Raw genomic sequence first — 15,933 nt, 5'->3', positions numbered from 1 at the left:
CAGATGGCAAAGTGCAAGTGCCCGCCTCCCGGATTGCCCGGTTACATGGGAACCTTCGCGGATCTCATGTCCCTGTTGATGTGCTTCTTCGTGCTCTTGCTCTCCTTTGCCGAGATGGATGTGCAGAAGTTCAAGCAGATCGCCGGCTCCATGGAGAAGGCGTTCGGGGTGCAGAACATCCTGGAGGTCAAGGATATTCCAAAGGGAACCTCGGTCATCGCCCAGGAGTTCCGGCCTGGTCGCCCTGAGCCGACCCCTATCGACACCATCATGCAGCAGACCATTGACATGACCCAGACCGAGCTGGATTTCCAGCCCGGGGATGCGGACAAGGCGGGGGGGCATGACAAGACCGATGGCCAGCAGAGTGGTGGCGACAGCACCCAACAGGCCCAGGAGCAGAAGGCGCAGGAGCAGTCCAATACCCTGGCGAAAGCGCTGGCGGAGCAGATGCAGGCCCAGATCCAGGATGGGGCCATCGAGATAGAGGCGCTGGGCCAGCAGATCATCATCCGTATTCGTGAGAAGGCGGCCTTCCCGGCGGGATCTGCCTTCCTCCAGCCCCAGTTCTGGCCGGTGATCCGCAAGGTGGCGACCCTGCTCAAGGACGTGCCCGGGGAGATCACCGTCTCCGGCCACACCGACAATGTCGCGACCGAAGACGAGCTGTTCCAGTCCAACTGGGAGCTCTCGTCCCAGCGCGCGGTGGCGGTGGCCCATCAGATGATCAAGGTGCCCGGTTTTGACGGCAATCGACTGGTGGTGCAGGGCATGGCGGATAGCCAGCCGCTGGTGCCCAACAACAGCCCGGAAAACCGGCGCATGAACCGGCGAGTCGAGATCGCCATCATGCAGGGCAAACCGACGGTGTCGGCCCCCATCGGGGTATCCGAACCCAAGTAGTCTTTGCCGGGAAGCGGGATCCCCCTCGCAGGGGCTGACATGGATTTTGTGGCGGCTTCATATTAAGATGCCCCATCCGAACCGACAGCTGCGGCTCTCTTTTGATTGCCGCAGCTTCTCTTTATAAAGCAACCCAGGTTTCGACTATGAATCATACTCCGATGACTGTTCGTGGCGCCGAAAAGCTGCGTCAAGAGCTCGACTATCTCAAGACCGAGCTGCGTCCCCAGATTATCGAAGCGATTGCTGATGCCCGTGAACATGGTGATCTGAAAGAAAATGCCGAATACCATGCCGCCCGTGAGCAGCAAGGGTTTTGTGAAGGCCGCATTCAGGAAATCGAAGGCAAGCTCTCCAACGCCCAGGTGATCGATGTCACCAAGATTGCCAATAATGGTCGCGTGATCTTCGGAGCGACCGTGACCCTGCTCAAAAGCGAAACGGAAGAAGAAGTGGTGTATCGCATCGTGGGTGACGACGAGGCGGATATCAAACAGAACATGATCTCCGTGAACTCCCCCATTGCCCGTGCGCTGATCGGCAAGGAAGTGGATGACGTTGCCATCGTCAAGACCCCTGGCGGCGACGTGGAGTACGAGATCCTGGAAGTCGCCTACCTCTGATCGCAGGGGCGGGGAAGAGACAGGGGAGCCGGGCTCCCCTGTTGCATTTACTCTCCCTGATAGGCCTGGATGAAGGCGTCCTGATGGCGCTGGAAGAGCCAGTCCCGCAGTAGCTCCTGATCCTCCTTGTTCAGCCGGATTTGGACGGCCCAGTCGTGAAGGCTCTGGTTGGCCTCCACATGCCGGATCAGGGTTCCCGCCATCGTCAGGTGGGGGAGTCCCTCGATGCAGAGGGTGCCGTTCAGGGTATCGCCCTTGATCATGGACACGGGCAAGCCGGCCACGATGAGGCCGCCAAGGGAGAGGCTGTATACCTCGTACTCTGCGTCTTCGGTACAGAGCACGGCCTTCTCGTCGAGTCGCCAGGCGCGTAGATGGGGCGAACCCAGTTCAGTAATGGTCGGCGCGGCGATGCGCAGTTCGGTGAGGCCCTCCGCAGCCAGGGTACAGTGCAGCGGGAAACGCAGCTGGTGGCCGGCGATGCGGGCCTCGAGCGTCAACGGGGTGGCGCGTTGCAGCAGGCTTTGCAGAGGAAGGGACAGATTGCCGTGCAGAAACTGGCTGGCAGTCATGTCCTCGGCGTTGCCCAAGTCCCGCAGCATGGCCAGTTCTTCATCGGTGAGGAGCTGATGCTTGTCCATAGTGGGTGTCCGCGACTATTCATCGCAGGTTAAGGGCCTGACCGCTATGTTGGCAAGCGACTTGGGAAGAGGGGAAATGAAGGAAAGAGCGAATGCTCTTTCCTGTTACTTGCGCGGCAACTGGATTTTGGGTTCTTTGGCCTGACGATAGATGGTCAGGACATGGCCCATGCTCTGTACCTTGATGGCGCCGGTCTCACGGACAATGGCATCCATAACCAGCTGTTTCATCTCACGATCTTCAGACGCAACCTTAACCTTGATCAGTTCGTGGTGGTTCAGCGCCAGATCGATCTCGGCCAGCACCCCTTCGGTCAGACCGTGTTGTCCCAGGAGGACGACCGGCTTCAGACTGTGGGCAAGGCCCTTGAGGTACTGTTTCTGTTTATTGTTGAGAATCATGGCAATTTCTTCATAAGTCAGGGTTGAAAGGGGCGTATTCTACCCCCACTTAGCCCTTAATACTAATAACCCTTGTGGTTTTTTAAAGTCGACAATCATGACCCAGAAAAAACGTTCCCCCAGTTCAACCCGCTGGTTAAAAGAACATTTCGACGACCAATACGTCAAGAAAGCCCAGAAGCTGGGGCTGCGCTCCCGTGCCGTGTTCAAGATTGACGAAATCCAGGGCAAGGACAGACTGCTCAAGCCCGGCATGACGGTGGTTGACCTGGGGGCTGCCCCTGGCGGCTGGTCCCAATTTGCCATCGATCAGGTTGGCGAAAAGGGGCGAGTGATCGCTTGCGACATTTTGCCGATGGATTCCATCGCCGGTGTCGATTTCCTGCAAGGAGACTTTCGGGAGGAAACTGTACTCGGCGCCTTGCTGGAGCGAGTCGGTCCGGGCAAGGTGGACGTGGTCATGTCTGATATGGCGCCCAACATGAGTGGCACCCAGCAGGTGGATCAGGCCCGCGCCATGTATCTGGTCGAGCTGGCACTGGACATGTGCAATCAGGTCCTGAGCAGCAATGGCAGTTTCGTGGTCAAGGTATTCCAGGGGGAGGGGTTTGATGCCTATCTCAATGAAATACGTAGACTTTTCTCTGTCGTCAAGATTCGAAAGCCAGACTCGTCCCGTGCCCGTTCACGAGAAGTCTACATTGTGGCTACCGGTTTTAAACTGTAGTACCCTAACCCTCATCGTTAACTGTCAGTCTGCGAGGTCATTGATTTGAGTGACATGGCGAAAAACCTAATCCTGTGGCTGGTCATCGCCGTCGTGTTGATGTCGGTGTTCAATAGCTTCAGCCCCAGCGATACCACCAGTCGCCAGCTGGACTATTCCAGCTTCGTGAAAGAAGTGACCCAGGAGCAGATCCGTGAAGTGCGGATGGACGGCAAGGTCATCAATGGCGTCAAGCGTACCGGTGAACGTTTCACCACCATCATCCCTGCGCCGGATCCCCAGCTGCTCAACGACATGCTCAACCACAACGTCAAGGTGATGGGTGAGAAGCCGGAAGAGCCGTCTCTGATCACCTCCATCTTCATCTCCTGGTTCCCGATGCTGTTGCTGATCGGCGTCTGGGTGTTCTTCATGCGTCAGATGCAGGGCGGCGGTGGCAAGGGTGCCATGTCGTTCGGCAAGAGCAAGGCTCGCCTGATGAGCGAAGATCAGATCAAGACCACTTTCGCCGACGTTGCCGGTTGTGACGAGGCGAAGGAAGAGGTCAAGGAGCTGGTTGACTATCTGCGCGACCCGACCAAATTCCAGAAGCTGGGCGGCAAGATCCCGACCGGCGTACTGCTGGTAGGTCCTCCCGGTACAGGTAAGACCCTGCTGGCCAAGGCCATCGCTGGCGAAGCCAAGGTGCCCTTCTTCACCATCTCCGGTTCCGATTTCGTCGAGATGTTCGTGGGTGTGGGTGCCTCCCGGGTGCGAGATATGTTCGAGCAGGCCAAGAAGTCCTCCCCCTGCATCATCTTCATCGACGAGATCGATGCGGTCGGTCGCCAGCGTGGCGCCGGTCTGGGCGGTGGTCACGATGAGCGCGAGCAGACTCTGAACCAGATGCTGGTCGAGATGGATGGTTTTGAAGGCAATGAGGGCATCATCGTCATCGCCGCCACCAACCGCCCAGACGTGCTGGACCCCGCACTGCTGCGTCCGGGTCGCTTCGACCGTCAGGTCGTGGTCGGTCTGCCGGATGTCCGTGGTCGCGAGCAGATCCTGAAGGTACACATGCGTAAGGTGCCGCTGGCGGATGACGTCAACCCGGCCCTGATTGCTCGTGGTACCCCTGGTTTCTCTGGTGCCGACCTGGCCAACCTGGTCAACGAAGCCGCCCTGTTCTCCGCGCGCGAAAGCCGCCGCGTGGTCTCCATGCTGGAGTTCGAGAAGGCCAAGGACAAGATCATGATGGGTGCAGAACGCCGCTCCATGGTGATGAAAGAGTCCGAGAAAGAGATGACGGCTTATCATGAAGCGGGTCACGCCATCATCGGTCGCGTGGTGCCGGATCATGACCCTGTTTATAAGGTCTCCATCATTCCGCGCGGTCGTGCGCTGGGTGTGACCATGTATCTGCCGGAGCAGGATCGCTGGAGCCACTCCAAGCAGCACCTGGAGTCCATGATCTCCAGCCTGTACGGTGGTCGCCTGGCGGAAGAGCTGATTTACGGTGCCGAGAAGGTATCGACCGGTGCGTCCAACGACATCGAGCGTGCCACCGACATCGCCCGCAAGATGGTCACCCAGTGGGGCATGTCCGAGCGTCTCGGCCCCATGCTCTACGCGGAAGAAGACGGTGAAGTTTTCCTCGGCCGCAGCATGGCCAAGGCCAAGCACATGTCCGACGATACTGCCCGCATCATCGATGCCGAGGTCAAGCAGGTCATCGACCGCAACTACGACCGTGCCAAGCAGATCCTGCTGGACAACATGGACGTGCTGCACACCATGAAAGATGCGTTGATGAAGTACGAAACCATCGATGCCAAGCAGATCGACGATCTGATGGCTCGCCGGGAAGTACGTGCCCCCAGCAACTGGCACGATGAGCATGGCGACACCCCGCAGGGTGGTGCCAGCGCGAGCAGCGGACCCGAAGCCAAGGCTCCGGCCGATGAGAGCAATGCGCCGCTCAACGACATCGACAAGGCGAACGATGTCCCGGCCAAATAAATTGTCATGATTGAAACCCCGGGCTTGCCCGGGGTTTTTCTTTGTACGGACGGTCAGACGTTCTTGTTACAGGTAGATGAAATGATGCAACTAAGCAGCAAGGGGCGCAGCCTTTCACTGGAACGCCCCCATGTCATGGGCATTCTCAACGTGACGCCAGACTCCTTCTCCGATGGCGGCCGATTCAAGCTGATCGATCAGGCATTGGCCCACGCCCACCGTATGGTCCTGGAGGGGGCCACCCTCATCGATATCGGTGGCGAGTCGACCCGCCCCGGGGCGCCCGACGTGAGTGAGCAGGAGGAGCTGGACAGGATCATCCCCGTTGTCGAGCGCATGGCGCGTGAGCTCGACGTGATGCTCTCCCTCGATACCTCCAAGGCCGTGGTGATGAAGGAGGGCTGCGCCGCTGGCGGGCACCTGATCAACGACGTTCGTGCCCTGCTAGAGCCGGGCGCCTTGCACGTCGCCTCAGAGGCAGGGGTACCCGTGTGCCTGATGCACATGCAGGGCCAACCCAGAACCATGCAGGCCGAACCCCATTACGACGACCTGCTGGGGGAGGTGAGGGCCTTCTTTGACGAGCGGATCGCCGCCTGTCTGGCGGCAGGGATCCCGCGCGAGCAGCTGCTGCTGGACCCGGGCTACGGCTTTGGCAAGACACTGGCGCACAATTACCAGCTGCTGGCTGAACAGCACAAGTTGCTTGATTACGGTTTGCCACTCTTGGTGGGCATGTCGCGAAAGTCTATGATAGGCAACCTGCTCGCTCGCCCGGTGGATGAGCGACTGGCAGGCAGCCTGGCCTGCGCCCTGATCGGGTTGCAGCAAGGGGCCAGGATCATCCGGGTACACGACGTGCGCGCCACCATGGATGCACTGCGTGTCGGCTGGATGACCATGACGGGACAAGATTTCATATCCAAATAGAAAAACGAGAAACAGACAATGACCAGAAAGTATTTCGGCACCGACGGTGTACGCGGCAAGGTAGGGGAATACCCGATCACCCCGGATTTCGTGATGAAGCTGGGTTGGGCCGCAGGCAAGGTGCTCTCCCAGAAGGGGACCCGAAAGGTGCTGATCGGCAAGGACACCCGGATCTCCGGTTACATGCTGGAGTCAGCTCTGGAAGCGGGTCTCTCCGCCGCCGGTCTCAAGGCCATACTGATGGGCCCCATGCCCACGCCCGCCGTTGCCTATCTGACCCGTACCTTCCGTGCTGAGGCAGGCATCGTTATCAGCGCCTCCCACAATCCCTATTACGACAACGGCATCAAGTTTTTCTCCGCAGATGGCACCAAGCTGCCCGATGATGTCGAGCTGGCCATCGAAGCCGAGCTGGACAGCGAGCTCAAGTGCGTGGAGTCTGCGGAGCTTGGCAAGGCGCAGCGCATCGACGATGCGGCCGGCCGCTACATCGAGTTCTGCAAGAGCACCTTCCCGAGCAACCTGAGCCTGGAAGGGCTGAAGATGGTGGTGGATTGCGGTCATGGCGCCACCTATCACATCGCTCCTTCCGTGTTCCGCGAGCTGGGGGCCGAAGTGATCGCCATCGGTTGCAGCCCGGATGGTCTCAACATCAACGATGGCGTCGGCTCCACCGCCCCGGAGGCGCTGGCGGCCAAGGTGTTGGAGTGCAAGGCCGACCTCGGTGTCGCCTTCGACGGTGACGGCGATCGCCTGGTAATGGTGGACAGCACCGGCTACATCATCGACGGGGACGAGATCCTCTATATCATCGCGCGCGATGCCCTGCGCAACGGCCGCCTCAAGGGGGGCGTGGTTGGCACCCTGATGGCCAACATGGGTCTGGAGCTGGCGCTGCAGACCCTCGGCATCCCGTTCGCCCGCGCCAAGGTCGGTGACCGCTACGTGCTGGAGATGATGAACGAGAAGGGGTGGCGCATCGGTGGCGAGAACTCCGGTCACATCATCTGCCTGGATCAGACCACCACGGGGGATGGCATCGTCGCCGCCCTGCAGGTGCTGACCGCCATTTGCACCGCGGAGATGCCGCTGGCCAAATTGCGCTCCGGCATGAGCAAGTTCCCACAGGTACTGGTGAACGTCCGCTTTGCCGAAGGCAAGGATCCCCTTGCGGCAGAAGCCGTTCAGCGGGAAGTGGCCAAAGTGGAGGAGGAGCTCGCGGGCCGAGGTCGCGTCTTGCTGCGCAAATCCGGCACCGAGCCGCTGATCCGGGTTATGGTGGAAGGTGAACACGAGCAGCAGGTGCGTGACATGGCAGAGCGCATCGCCCAACGGGTCGAATCGGCGTTTTAATGAGCAACCAAGGCGGCTTTTTAGTCTCCTTGGTTGTATCTTGTTCAAACGATTCGAAAATTTGAAAATAGCACTTGTCAGCTGAACATCCTCTGGATATTATCAGCCCCGCTTTCGCAAGGGAGTTGCCGATGGGACATCGCAAGCCGTTTGTAGCAGCCAACTGGAAGTTACACGGTAGTAGGTCACGGTTAGAGCAGTTTGCCGGTCAGTGCCTAGCGCACATAGATGAACGAGTAGATGTGGTCTTGTGTCCATCCCATGTGCATCTCGACTTCACGGCCGCTTTGCTCGGTGAGCAGGTGGTGATGAAGTTGGGGGCTCAGAATGTGAGTCAGCATAGACAGGGCGCTTATACGGGGGAAGTCTCGTGTGAGATGCTGGTCGAGGCACGGTGCCAATATGTATTGGTTGGCCACTCCGAGCGCAGGCGTCTCTTTGGTGAGACCAGTTTTATCGTCGCGGAGAAGTTCGCGGCAGTCAGAGCAGCAGGCCTGATACCCATCCTCTGTTTGGGGGAGTCAGGAGCGGCGAGACAGGCAAGAAGAACCTTCGAGGTGATTGCCGAAGAGCTGGATATCGTCATAGAGAAAAATGGCGCGATGGCTTTCGATAATGCTATCATCGCCTACGAGCCGATTTGGGCTGTAGGTACAGGTAAATGCGCCACACCCGAGCAGGCACAAGAGGTTCATTCCTTTATACGTGGTCGCTTGGCGGAGGATACTCCGGTAATAGGTGAGAAAGTTAGAATCATCTATGGTGGGAGCGTGACGCCGACCAATGCACGAGATTTGTTTGCCCAGCCCGACATCGATGGCGGTCTGATAGGCGGAGCGAGTCTTGATGACAAAGCGTTTTTAGGAATCGTTGAAGCGGCAAAGGGTGCAAGTTAAATGTACGAGATTCTTTTGGTCGTTTATCTGCTGGTATCGCTGGCTCTGATTGGTCTGGTGATGATTCAGCAAGGTAAAGGGGCTGATATGGGCGCCTCCTTCGGCGCAGGGGCATCGAATACCGTATTCGGCTCCGGTGGTTCAGGCAGCTTCCTGACCCGCACAACAGCGATTTTGGCTACTCTGTTCTTTTTGATTAGCTTGGTGCTTGGATCTATGTCCAGCAACAAGGTGAAACAGGGTAGTGAATGGGAAAATCTGCAACAGACCCAACAGGTTGAGCAGAGCAAAGCGCCAGTGAAGAAAGATACTGACGTTCCCGAGTAAGAGTTTTGCCGTGGTGGTGGAATTGGTAGACACGCTATCTTGAGGGGGTAGTGCTCTAGGGTGTGCGGGTTCGAGTCCCGCCCACGGCACCAATTAAGCAGTAAGCCCGGGTGACCGGGTGTGTTATAGCCAGTCAGTCTTGTGTGACGAGAATGAAGTGGCTATAATCTCGCACGATTTCGGACGCGGGGTGGAGCAGCATGGTAGCTCGTCGGGCTCATAACCCGAAGGTCGTCGGTTCAAATCCGGCCCCCGCAACCAAATTTCACGCATTTCCTACGCTCAGGAAGGCGGTCGCTGCGAGGCGACAATCAGGGTAAAGCGCCAAGCCCCGATTTGACATCGGGGCTTTTTGTTATGTGCAATTTACTCTGTTTCCATCTCTATCTGGGCTTTATGCCCTTTTTTTGTTTTTCGGAGGGTGACTTTGGCTACGTTGGAACAACGTTTGACCGATCTGCTCGAGGCTCCTGTCGTTGCCTTGGGTTTTGAACTGTGGGGTGTCGAGTTTATCCGTGCGGGTAAGCATTCGACCCTGCGCGTTTTCATCGACTCGGAACAAGGCGTGACGGTGGAAGACTGTGCCGAGGTGAGCCGCCAGGTTGGCGCCATCATGGACGTCGAAGACCCCATCACCGAGGAGTACTACCTCGAGGTGTCTTCCCCGGGTCTGGATCGTCCGCTGTTCAAGGTCGCCCAGTTCGAAAAATACGTTGGCCAAGAGGCGGCGGTTTCGCTTCGGATGGCAACAAACAACCGCCGCAAGTTCAAAGGCGTAATCAAAGCCGTGCAGGGCGACATGATCACCCTGACGGTAGATGGTAAGGACGAGGTGTTGGCTTTCACCAATATCCAAAAAGCGAACATAGTGCCGAACTTTGGTTAACGAGGCTATCGGATATGAATAAAGAGATTTTGCTGGTCGTTGACGCTGTGTCCAACGAGAAGGCTGTCCCCCGCGAGAAGATCTTCCAGGCTCTGGAGACTGCGCTGGCGACTGCGACCAAGAAAAAATATGAAGGCGAGATTGAAGTACGTGTCGAAATCGATCGCAAGACCGGCGACTACGACACCTTCCGCCGCTGGGTCGTCATCGCGGATCAGGCCGCCATGGAGAACCCCTACGCCGAAATTACCCTGGAAGCGGCCCAGATCGAGCAGCCGGATATCCAGATCGGTGACTATGTGGAAGATCAGATCGATTCCGTGACCTTCGATCGCATCACCACCCAGACTGCCAAGCAGGTCATCGTGCAGAAAGTGCGCGAGGCCGAGCGTTCCCAGGTCGTTGATCAGTTCAAGGACAAGGAAGGCACCATCATCAGCGGCGTGGTCAAGAAGAGCAACCGCGACAACGTGATCCTGGATCTGGGCAGCAATGCCGAGGCCGTGATCTTCCGCGACGACATGCTGCCGCGCGAAACCTTCCGCCCGGGTGACCGTATCCGCGGTCTGCTGTACGCAGTGCGCCCGGAAGCCCGTGGTTCCCAGCTGTTCGTCAGCCGCTCCAGCCCGGACTTCCTCAAAGAGCTGTTCCGCATCGAAGTGCCGGAGATCGGCGAAGAGATGATCGAAATCATGGGCGCTGCCCGTGATCCGGGCTCCCGCGCCAAGATCGCGGTGAAGACCAACGATCGCCGCATCGACCCGATCGGTGCCTGTATCGGCATGCGCGGTGCCCGCGTTCAGGCGGTTTCCGCCGAGCTGAGCGGCGAGCGCGCCGACATCGTGCTGTACGATGACAACCCGGCCCAGTACGTGATCAACGCCATGGCCCCGGCCGATGTGGCCTCCATCATCGTCGATGAAGACAACCACACCATGGACATCGCCGTGGAGGCCGCCAACCTGGCCCAGGCCATCGGTCGCAATGGTCAGAACGTGCGTCTGGCCTCCCAGCTGACCGGTTGGGAGCTGAACGTGATGACCGTCGAGGACATGCGTGCCAAGCACCAGGCCGAAAACGACCGCATCATGACCCTGTTCACCAGCACCCTGGACATCGACGACGATTTCGCCGGCCTGCTGATGGAAGAAGGCTTCTCCACCCTGGAAGAGATCGCCTTCGTGCCGGTCAACGAACTGCTGGCCATCGACGGTCTGGATGAAGACATGGTCGAAGAGCTGCGCAAGCGTGCCAAGGATGCCCTGACCACCAAGGCCCTGGCCAAAGAAGAATCCTTTGAAGGTGTTGAACCTTCCGAAGACCTGCTCAATCTGAACGGCCTCGGCCGTGACATGGCGTACGCCCTGGCCGCTCGCGGCATCGGCACCCTGGAAGATTTGGCAGAGCAAGGCATTGATGACCTTGCCGACATCGAAGGGCTGACCGCCGAGAAGGCAGGTGAGCTGATTATGGCTGCTCGCAATATCTGTTGGTTCGGAGAAGAGCAGTCTAGTTAAGATCAAACGGAGGAAAATGAATGGCAGAAGTATCAGTCAAACAACTTGCCACTGACATCGACACACCGGTTGATCGTCTTCTCCAGCAGTTTGTCGATGCCGGTATCAGCAAGAGCAAGGCCGACGACATGGTCAGCGAGTCTGAAAAGCAGACTCTGCTGGCCCATCTGAAGAAACAGCATGGAGGTGACGAGGTTGCCGCCCCTGCCCGCATGACCTTGCAGCGCAAGACCAAGAGCACCCTGAGTGTTCAAGGTACTGGCGGCAAGAACAAGGAAGTGCAGGTAGAAGTGCGCAAGTCTCGCACCTATGTAAGACGCTCGGCGCTGGAAGATGAACAGCGTCAGGCGGAAGCCGAGGAAAAAGCGCGTTTGGAAGCAGAAGAAACAGCTCGTCGCGAGGCCGAAGAGAAGGCCCGTCTCGATGCTGAAGAGAAGGCTCGCCGTGAGGCTGAGCAGGCTCGTCGTGAAGCTGAGGAAAAGGCGCGGATCGAGGCACAACAAAAGGCTCGACAGGCTCAACAGCCCGCCAAAGCAGCCAGTAGCACAGCTCAGCAAGAGGCAGAAAAGATGGCCAAGCGCGAAGCAGAAGAACTGAAGCGCCAGCAGGAACAGACAGCTTTGCAAAAAGCTGAAGAACTCGCCGCGAAGAAAGCCGAAGAGGCTCGTCTCATGGCGGAACAGAACGCGGCCCGTTGGGCCGAGGAAGAGGCGGCTCGTGCCAAAGAGAGCAGCGATTACCATCTGACCACCAACAAGCACGCGCAAGCGGCGGAAGATGAGCTGGATCGCAAGGAAGAGAGCAGCCGCCGTACGGCTGCCGCTGCCAAGGCTCCGAAGAAGGTCGGCCGTCGTGAAGATGACCGCAATGATCGCAACTCCCGCGATCCGCGCGCTCGCAAGGGCAAGCGTGGCAAGATGGCCATGCCGAACGCCATGAAGCACGGCTTCAACAAGCCGGCGGCCGTGGTCAACCGTGACGTCGTCATCGGCGAGACCATCACAGTGGCGGAGCTCGCTAACAAGATGGCCGTCAAGGGTGTCGAAGTCATCAAGGTGATGATGAAGATGGGCGCCATGGCCACCATCAACCAGGTGATCGATCAGGAAACTGCTCAGCTGGTCGCCGAGGAGATGGGCCACAAGGTGGTGCTGCGTCGCGAGAACGAGCTGGAAGAGGCGGTGCTGTCCGATCGTGACGAGACCTCCGAAGCCAAGCCGCGTGCGCCGGTCGTGACCATCATGGGTCACGTCGACCACGGCAAGACGTCTCTGCTGGACTACATCCGTAAAGCCAAGGTTGCCGCGGGCGAAGCCGGTGGCATTACCCAGCATATCGGTGCTTACCACGTCGAAACCGACAGTGGCATGATCACCTTCCTGGATACCCCGGGTCACGCGGCATTTACCTCCATGCGTGCTCGTGGTGCCAAGGCGACCGACATCGTGGTGCTGGTCGTGGCGGCCGATGACGGCGTCATGCCGCAGACCATCGAAGCCATCCAGCACGCCAAGGCTGCCGAAGTGCCCCTGGTCGTGGCGGTCAACAAGATCGACAAGCCGGAAGCGGATCCCGATCGCGTCAAGACCGAGCTGGCCCGTTACAACGTCATGTCCGAAGACTGGGGTGGCGATTGCCAGTTCGTGCACGTCTCCGCCAAGTCCGGTGAAGGCATCGACGACCTGCTGGAAGCCATCCTGATCCAGGCTGAAGTGCTGGAGCTGAAGGCCGTGGTTGACGGCATGGCGAGCGGCGTCGTGATCGAGTCCTTCCTGGACAAGGGCCGTGGCCCGGTTGCTACCGTGCTGGTACAAGAAGGTACCCTGCGTCAGGGCGACATCGTGCTGTGCGGTCTGGAGTACGGCCGTGTGCGCGCCATGCGTGACGAACTGGGTCGCGAGATCAAGGAAGCGGGTCCGTCCCTGCCGGTCGAGATCCTCGGCCTGTCCGGTGTCCCCTCTGCCGGTGACGAAGCCACCGTCGTGCGTGACGAGAAGAAGGCCCGCGAAGTGGCACTCTATCGTCAGGGCAAGTTCCGCGAAGTCAAGCTGGCTCGCCAGCAGAAGGCCAAGCTGGAGAACATGTTCGCCAACATGACCGAGGGCGAAGTGTCCGAAGTGAACGTGGTGATCAAGGCCGACGTACAGGGTTCCGTGGAAGCGATCTGCGATGCCCTGGTCAAGCTCTCCACCGAAGAGGTGAAGGTGAAGATCGTCGGCTCCGGTGTCGGTGGTATTACCGAGACCGACGCGACCCTGGCTGCCGCTTCCAGCGCCATCCTGGTGGGCTTCAACGTCCGTGCCGACGCTTCTGCCCGCAAGGTCATCGAGGCCGAGAGCCTGGACCTGCGTTACTACTCCGTCATCTATGACTTGCTGGACGAAGTAAAGCAGGCCATGAGCGGCATGCTGGCCCCCGAGTACCGTCAGGAGATCATCGGTCTGGCGGAAGTGCGCAGCGTCTTCAAGTCGCCGAAGTTTGGCGCCGTGGCCGGCTGTATGGTCACCGAAGGTGTGGTCAAGCGTTCCAACCGCATTCGCGTTCTGCGCGACAACGTGGTTATCTATGAAGGCGAGCTGGAATCCCTGCGTCGCTTCAAGGATGACGTCAACGAAGTCAAGAACGGCTACGAGTGTGGTATCGCGGTCAAGAACTACAACGACGTGCGTGAAGGCGACCAGATCGAAGTTTACGAGACCGTTGAAATCCAACGGACTCTGTAAGCCAAGAGTCAGATTAAATAGGGGGCCGCGGCCCCCTTTTATCGCAGGATAGAATATGGCCAGAGAATTTAGCCGGACCCGTCGGGTCGGACAGCAGATCCAGCGCGAAATCGCGCTCATTCTGCAGCGCGAGGTGAAAGACCCGCGTATCGGCATGGTGACCGTTTCCGATGTGGAAGTGTCCCGTGACCTCAATTATGCCAAGGTGTATGTCACCTTCTTGCAGCTGGAAAACGATGCCGAGCGCATCAAGGAAGGGCTCAAGGCGTTGACCGAAGCGGCCGGTTACATCCGCAGCCTGCTGGGCAGTGCCATGCGTCTGCGCGTGGTACCGGAGCTGCGCTTCTTCTACGATCAGACCCTGGTGGAGGGGATGCGTCTCTCCAACCTGGTGACCAATACCATCCGTGAGGACCAGCGCCGCATGACCGAAGCCGGTCGTGACGAGGAGCAAGCCGCGCCGGATGACACTACTGAGGACAAAGCCTGAGATGTCCCGAAGACGTCGTTTCAAGGGCCGTGACGTACACGGCATCCTGCTGCTGGACAAACCCACCGGCCTGACTTCCAACGATGTGTTGCAGAAGGTCAAGCGGATCTACAACGCCGCCAAGGCCGGCCACACCGGTGCCCTGGATCCCCTGGCGACCGGCATGCTGCCGATATGCCTGGGCGAAGCCACCAAGTTCTCCCAGTACCTGCTGGAGGCGGACAAGCGCTATGAGGTGACCGCCAAGCTCGGCGAGCGCACCAACACCAGCGACTCCGATGGCGAAGTGGTTTCCACCCGCCCGGTGGACGTGGCCGTGGGCACCCTGATCGAGGCGCTGGACCAGTTCCGCGGCCCCATCATGCAGGTGCCGTCCATGTACTCCGCCCTCAAGCACAACGGCCGCCCGCTCTACGAGTACGCCCGCGAAGGGATCGAGATCGAGCGGGAAGCCCGTCCTATCACCATCTTCGAGCTCAAGCTGCTCGGGTTTGAAGGGAACGAGGTGAAGCTGGAAGTGCACTGCAGCAAGGGCACCTATATCCGCTCCCTGGTGGACGACCTCGGTGAAGTGCTGGGCTGTGGCGCCCACGTCACCCAGCTGCGCCGTACCCAGGTGGCCAGCTATCCGTACGATCGGATGCTGACCCTGGAGCAGCTCGAGTGCATCTTCGAGCAGGCCAAGGCCGAGAGCATCCCGCCGAGGGAGCAGCTGGATCCCCTGTTGCTGCCGATGGATACCGCCGTGGCGTCCCTGCCCGAGGTGAACATGCAGGTGGCCGTGGCCGCCTACGTGAACCAGGGGCAGGCCGTGCAGGTGGCCGGTAGCCCGCAGAGCGGCCAGGTCCGCATGACGGTCGGCCCGGAGCGCGAGTTCATCGGGGTGGGCGAGATCGACGATGAGGGGCGCGTGGCGCCCAAGCGTCTGGTGCGCTACCACGACGAGGAGTGATCCTCCGGCGGTCATGGACTGCCGCCCTTTTTCTCGTTGCGAAAAGGGGCGGCTGCGATTATGATACCGCCCTCATTTCACGGCTGAATTAGAGATTGGCTGTGAACCTTTAAACACTCTACTGGAGTAACATCATGTCTCTAAATGCTGAGATCAAAGCGCAAATCGTTGCCGACAACGCTCGTGGCGCCAACGACACCGGTTCCCCCGAAGTGCAGGTTGCCCTGCTGACTGCCCAGATCAACCATCTGCAAGGTCACTTCAAGGAGCACGCCAAGGATCACCACGGTCGTCGTGGTCTGCTGCGCATGGTTTCCCAGCGTCGTAAGCTGCTGGACTACCTGAAGCGTAAAGATACCGAGCGTTATGCTGCTCTGATCGCCAAGCTGGGTCTGCGTCGTTAATCGACCATCAGATTTCGCGAAAAAGGGGAACCTCCGGGTTCCCCTTTTTTATTGCTCCTTTCAAACGGGATGCGGGCCGTTGCCTGCCTCACAGAATTAACGTCTCCGCTTACCTTTTGATGCGAATCAAGTATACTTGCACGCGAATTTAAAGCGCCAAA

Annotated in this window: 16 protein-coding genes and 2 tRNA genes; 16 read left to right on the top strand and 2 right to left on the bottom strand. The window is 58.9% G+C overall.

Going from position 1 to position 15,933, the window contains the following annotated elements; genetic code table 11:
• The first annotated feature begins 3 nt into the window (after positions 1-3).
• Together BN1136_RS13190 and greA are read left to right on the top strand one after the other, a co-directional pair.
• Positions 4-903 carry a flagellar motor protein MotB gene (locus BN1136_RS13190; RefSeq protein WP_043762247.1) on the top strand — a complete coding sequence of 300 codons (900 nt, stop codon included), beginning with the start codon at positions 4-6 and terminating at the stop codon, positions 901-903.
• A 146-nt stretch (positions 904-1,049) separates the two neighbouring features.
• Complete coding sequence (gene greA, locus BN1136_RS13185; RefSeq protein ID WP_042078863.1) at positions 1,050-1,526, top strand: transcription elongation factor GreA; 477 nt, start codon at positions 1,050-1,052, stop codon at positions 1,524-1,526.
• Between the two features lie 47 nt (positions 1,527-1,573).
• Here the strand turns inward: greA and BN1136_RS13180 are convergent, their stop codons facing one another.
• Both BN1136_RS13180 and yhbY read right to left on the bottom strand, forming a co-directional pair.
• A complete protein-coding gene (locus BN1136_RS13180) occupies positions 1,574-2,167 on the bottom strand; it encodes a hypothetical protein (RefSeq protein ID WP_043762245.1) in 594 nt (197 codons plus the stop codon).
• Between the two features lie 105 nt (positions 2,168-2,272).
• A complete protein-coding gene (gene yhbY / locus BN1136_RS13175) occupies positions 2,273-2,569 on the bottom strand; it encodes a ribosome assembly RNA-binding protein YhbY (protein ID WP_010675376.1) in 297 nt (98 codons plus the stop codon).
• Positions 2,570-2,666: 97 nt separating this feature from the next.
• Here yhbY and rlmE point away from each other — a divergent pair, with 97 nt between their 5' ends.
• The 14 genes from rlmE (at position 2,667) to rpsO (ending at position 15,772) form a co-directional block, all read left to right on the top strand.
• Positions 2,667-3,296, top strand: coding sequence for a 23S rRNA (uridine(2552)-2'-O)-methyltransferase RlmE (gene rlmE / locus BN1136_RS13170; protein ID WP_043762243.1), 630 nt, complete (start codon positions 2,667-2,669; stop codon positions 3,294-3,296).
• Between the two features lie 45 nt (positions 3,297-3,341).
• Positions 3,342-5,294, top strand: coding sequence for an ATP-dependent zinc metalloprotease FtsH (ftsH, locus tag BN1136_RS13165; protein ID WP_043808622.1), 1,953 nt, complete (start codon positions 3,342-3,344; stop codon positions 5,292-5,294).
• A gap of 84 nt (positions 5,295-5,378) precedes the next feature.
• A complete protein-coding gene (gene folP / locus BN1136_RS13160; RefSeq protein WP_043762239.1) occupies positions 5,379-6,224 on the top strand; it encodes a dihydropteroate synthase in 846 nt (281 codons plus the stop codon).
• 18 nt (positions 6,225-6,242) lie between these two features.
• Positions 6,243-7,577 (top strand): phosphoglucosamine mutase, encoded by a 1,335-nt coding sequence (glmM, locus tag BN1136_RS13155; protein ID WP_043762234.1) that lies wholly within the window; start codon positions 6,243-6,245, stop codon positions 7,575-7,577.
• A gap of 131 nt (positions 7,578-7,708) precedes the next feature.
• Complete coding sequence (gene tpiA, locus BN1136_RS13150; protein ID WP_043762232.1) at positions 7,709-8,473, top strand: triose-phosphate isomerase; 765 nt, start codon at positions 7,709-7,711, stop codon at positions 8,471-8,473.
• Positions 8,474-8,800, top strand: coding sequence for a preprotein translocase subunit SecG (gene secG, locus BN1136_RS13145; RefSeq protein WP_010633113.1), 327 nt, complete (start codon positions 8,474-8,476; stop codon positions 8,798-8,800).
• Positions 8,801-8,807: 7 nt separating this feature from the next.
• A tRNA-Leu gene (locus tag BN1136_RS13140) sits at positions 8,808-8,892 on the top strand.
• Positions 8,893-8,984: 92 nt separating this feature from the next.
• A tRNA-Met gene (locus BN1136_RS13135) sits at positions 8,985-9,061 on the top strand.
• 166 nt (positions 9,062-9,227) lie between these two features.
• Complete coding sequence (gene rimP / locus BN1136_RS13130; protein WP_025326064.1) at positions 9,228-9,686, top strand: ribosome maturation factor RimP; 459 nt, start codon at positions 9,228-9,230, stop codon at positions 9,684-9,686.
• Positions 9,687-9,700: 14 nt separating this feature from the next.
• On the top strand, positions 9,701-11,203 hold the full coding sequence (gene nusA, locus BN1136_RS13125; protein WP_043762228.1) for a transcription termination factor NusA: 1,503 nt from the start codon (positions 9,701-9,703) through the stop codon (positions 11,201-11,203).
• Positions 11,204-11,223: 20 nt separating this feature from the next.
• The gene (gene infB, locus BN1136_RS13120; RefSeq protein WP_043762227.1) at positions 11,224-13,926 is read left to right on the top strand and encodes a translation initiation factor IF-2; all 2,703 of its coding nucleotides are present in this window, start codon (positions 11,224-11,226) and stop codon (positions 13,924-13,926) included.
• Between the two features lie 55 nt (positions 13,927-13,981).
• Positions 13,982-14,416 (top strand): 30S ribosome-binding factor RbfA, encoded by a 435-nt coding sequence (rbfA, locus tag BN1136_RS13115; RefSeq protein WP_043762225.1) that lies wholly within the window; start codon positions 13,982-13,984, stop codon positions 14,414-14,416.
• A gap of 1 nt (position 14,417) precedes the next feature.
• Positions 14,418-15,368 (top strand): tRNA pseudouridine(55) synthase TruB, encoded by a 951-nt coding sequence (gene truB, locus BN1136_RS13110; RefSeq protein WP_043762224.1) that lies wholly within the window; start codon positions 14,418-14,420, stop codon positions 15,366-15,368.
• 134 nt (positions 15,369-15,502) lie between these two features.
• Positions 15,503-15,772 carry a 30S ribosomal protein S15 gene (gene rpsO / locus BN1136_RS13105; protein ID WP_043762221.1) on the top strand — a complete coding sequence of 90 codons (270 nt, stop codon included), beginning with the start codon at positions 15,503-15,505 and terminating at the stop codon, positions 15,770-15,772.
• Positions 15,773-15,933: the final 161 nt, after the last annotated feature.

The sequence above is a fragment of the Aeromonas taiwanensis genome (assembly GCF_000820165.1).
GTDB classification, from domain to species: domain Bacteria; phylum Pseudomonadota; class Gammaproteobacteria; order Enterobacterales; family Aeromonadaceae; genus Aeromonas; species Aeromonas taiwanensis.
This window is presented reverse-complemented; position numbering and strand designations above follow the sequence as displayed.

What these genes read in the sequence shown, in the direction of transcription:
- infB (WP_043762227.1), top strand. Translation starts at nt 11,224, where the DNA reads ATGGCAGAAGTATCAGTCAAACAACTTGCCACTGACATCGACACACCG.
- BN1136_RS13180 (WP_043762245.1), bottom strand. Translation starts at nt 2,167, where the DNA reads ATGGACAAGCATCAGCTCCTCACCGATGAAGAACTGGCCATGCTGCGG.
- tpiA (WP_043762232.1), top strand. Translation starts at nt 7,709, where the DNA reads ATGGGACATCGCAAGCCGTTTGTAGCAGCCAACTGGAAGTTACACGGT.
- folP (WP_043762239.1), top strand. Translation starts at nt 5,379, where the DNA reads ATGCAACTAAGCAGCAAGGGGCGCAGCCTTTCACTGGAACGCCCCCAT.
- truB (WP_043762224.1), top strand. Translation starts at nt 14,418, where the DNA reads ATGTCCCGAAGACGTCGTTTCAAGGGCCGTGACGTACACGGCATCCTG.
- greA (WP_042078863.1), top strand. Translation starts at nt 1,050, where the DNA reads ATGAATCATACTCCGATGACTGTTCGTGGCGCCGAAAAGCTGCGTCAA.
- BN1136_RS13190 (WP_043762247.1), top strand. Translation starts at nt 4, where the DNA reads ATGGCAAAGTGCAAGTGCCCGCCTCCCGGATTGCCCGGTTACATGGGA.
- rbfA (WP_043762225.1), top strand. Translation starts at nt 13,982, where the DNA reads ATGGCCAGAGAATTTAGCCGGACCCGTCGGGTCGGACAGCAGATCCAG.
- rlmE (WP_043762243.1), top strand. Translation starts at nt 2,667, where the DNA reads ATGACCCAGAAAAAACGTTCCCCCAGTTCAACCCGCTGGTTAAAAGAA.
- yhbY (WP_010675376.1), bottom strand. Translation starts at nt 2,569, where the DNA reads ATGATTCTCAACAATAAACAGAAACAGTACCTCAAGGGCCTTGCCCAC.
- nusA (WP_043762228.1), top strand. Translation starts at nt 9,701, where the DNA reads ATGAATAAAGAGATTTTGCTGGTCGTTGACGCTGTGTCCAACGAGAAG.
- rpsO (WP_043762221.1), top strand. Translation starts at nt 15,503, where the DNA reads ATGTCTCTAAATGCTGAGATCAAAGCGCAAATCGTTGCCGACAACGCT.
- secG (WP_010633113.1), top strand. Translation starts at nt 8,474, where the DNA reads ATGTACGAGATTCTTTTGGTCGTTTATCTGCTGGTATCGCTGGCTCTG.
- glmM (WP_043762234.1), top strand. Translation starts at nt 6,243, where the DNA reads ATGACCAGAAAGTATTTCGGCACCGACGGTGTACGCGGCAAGGTAGGG.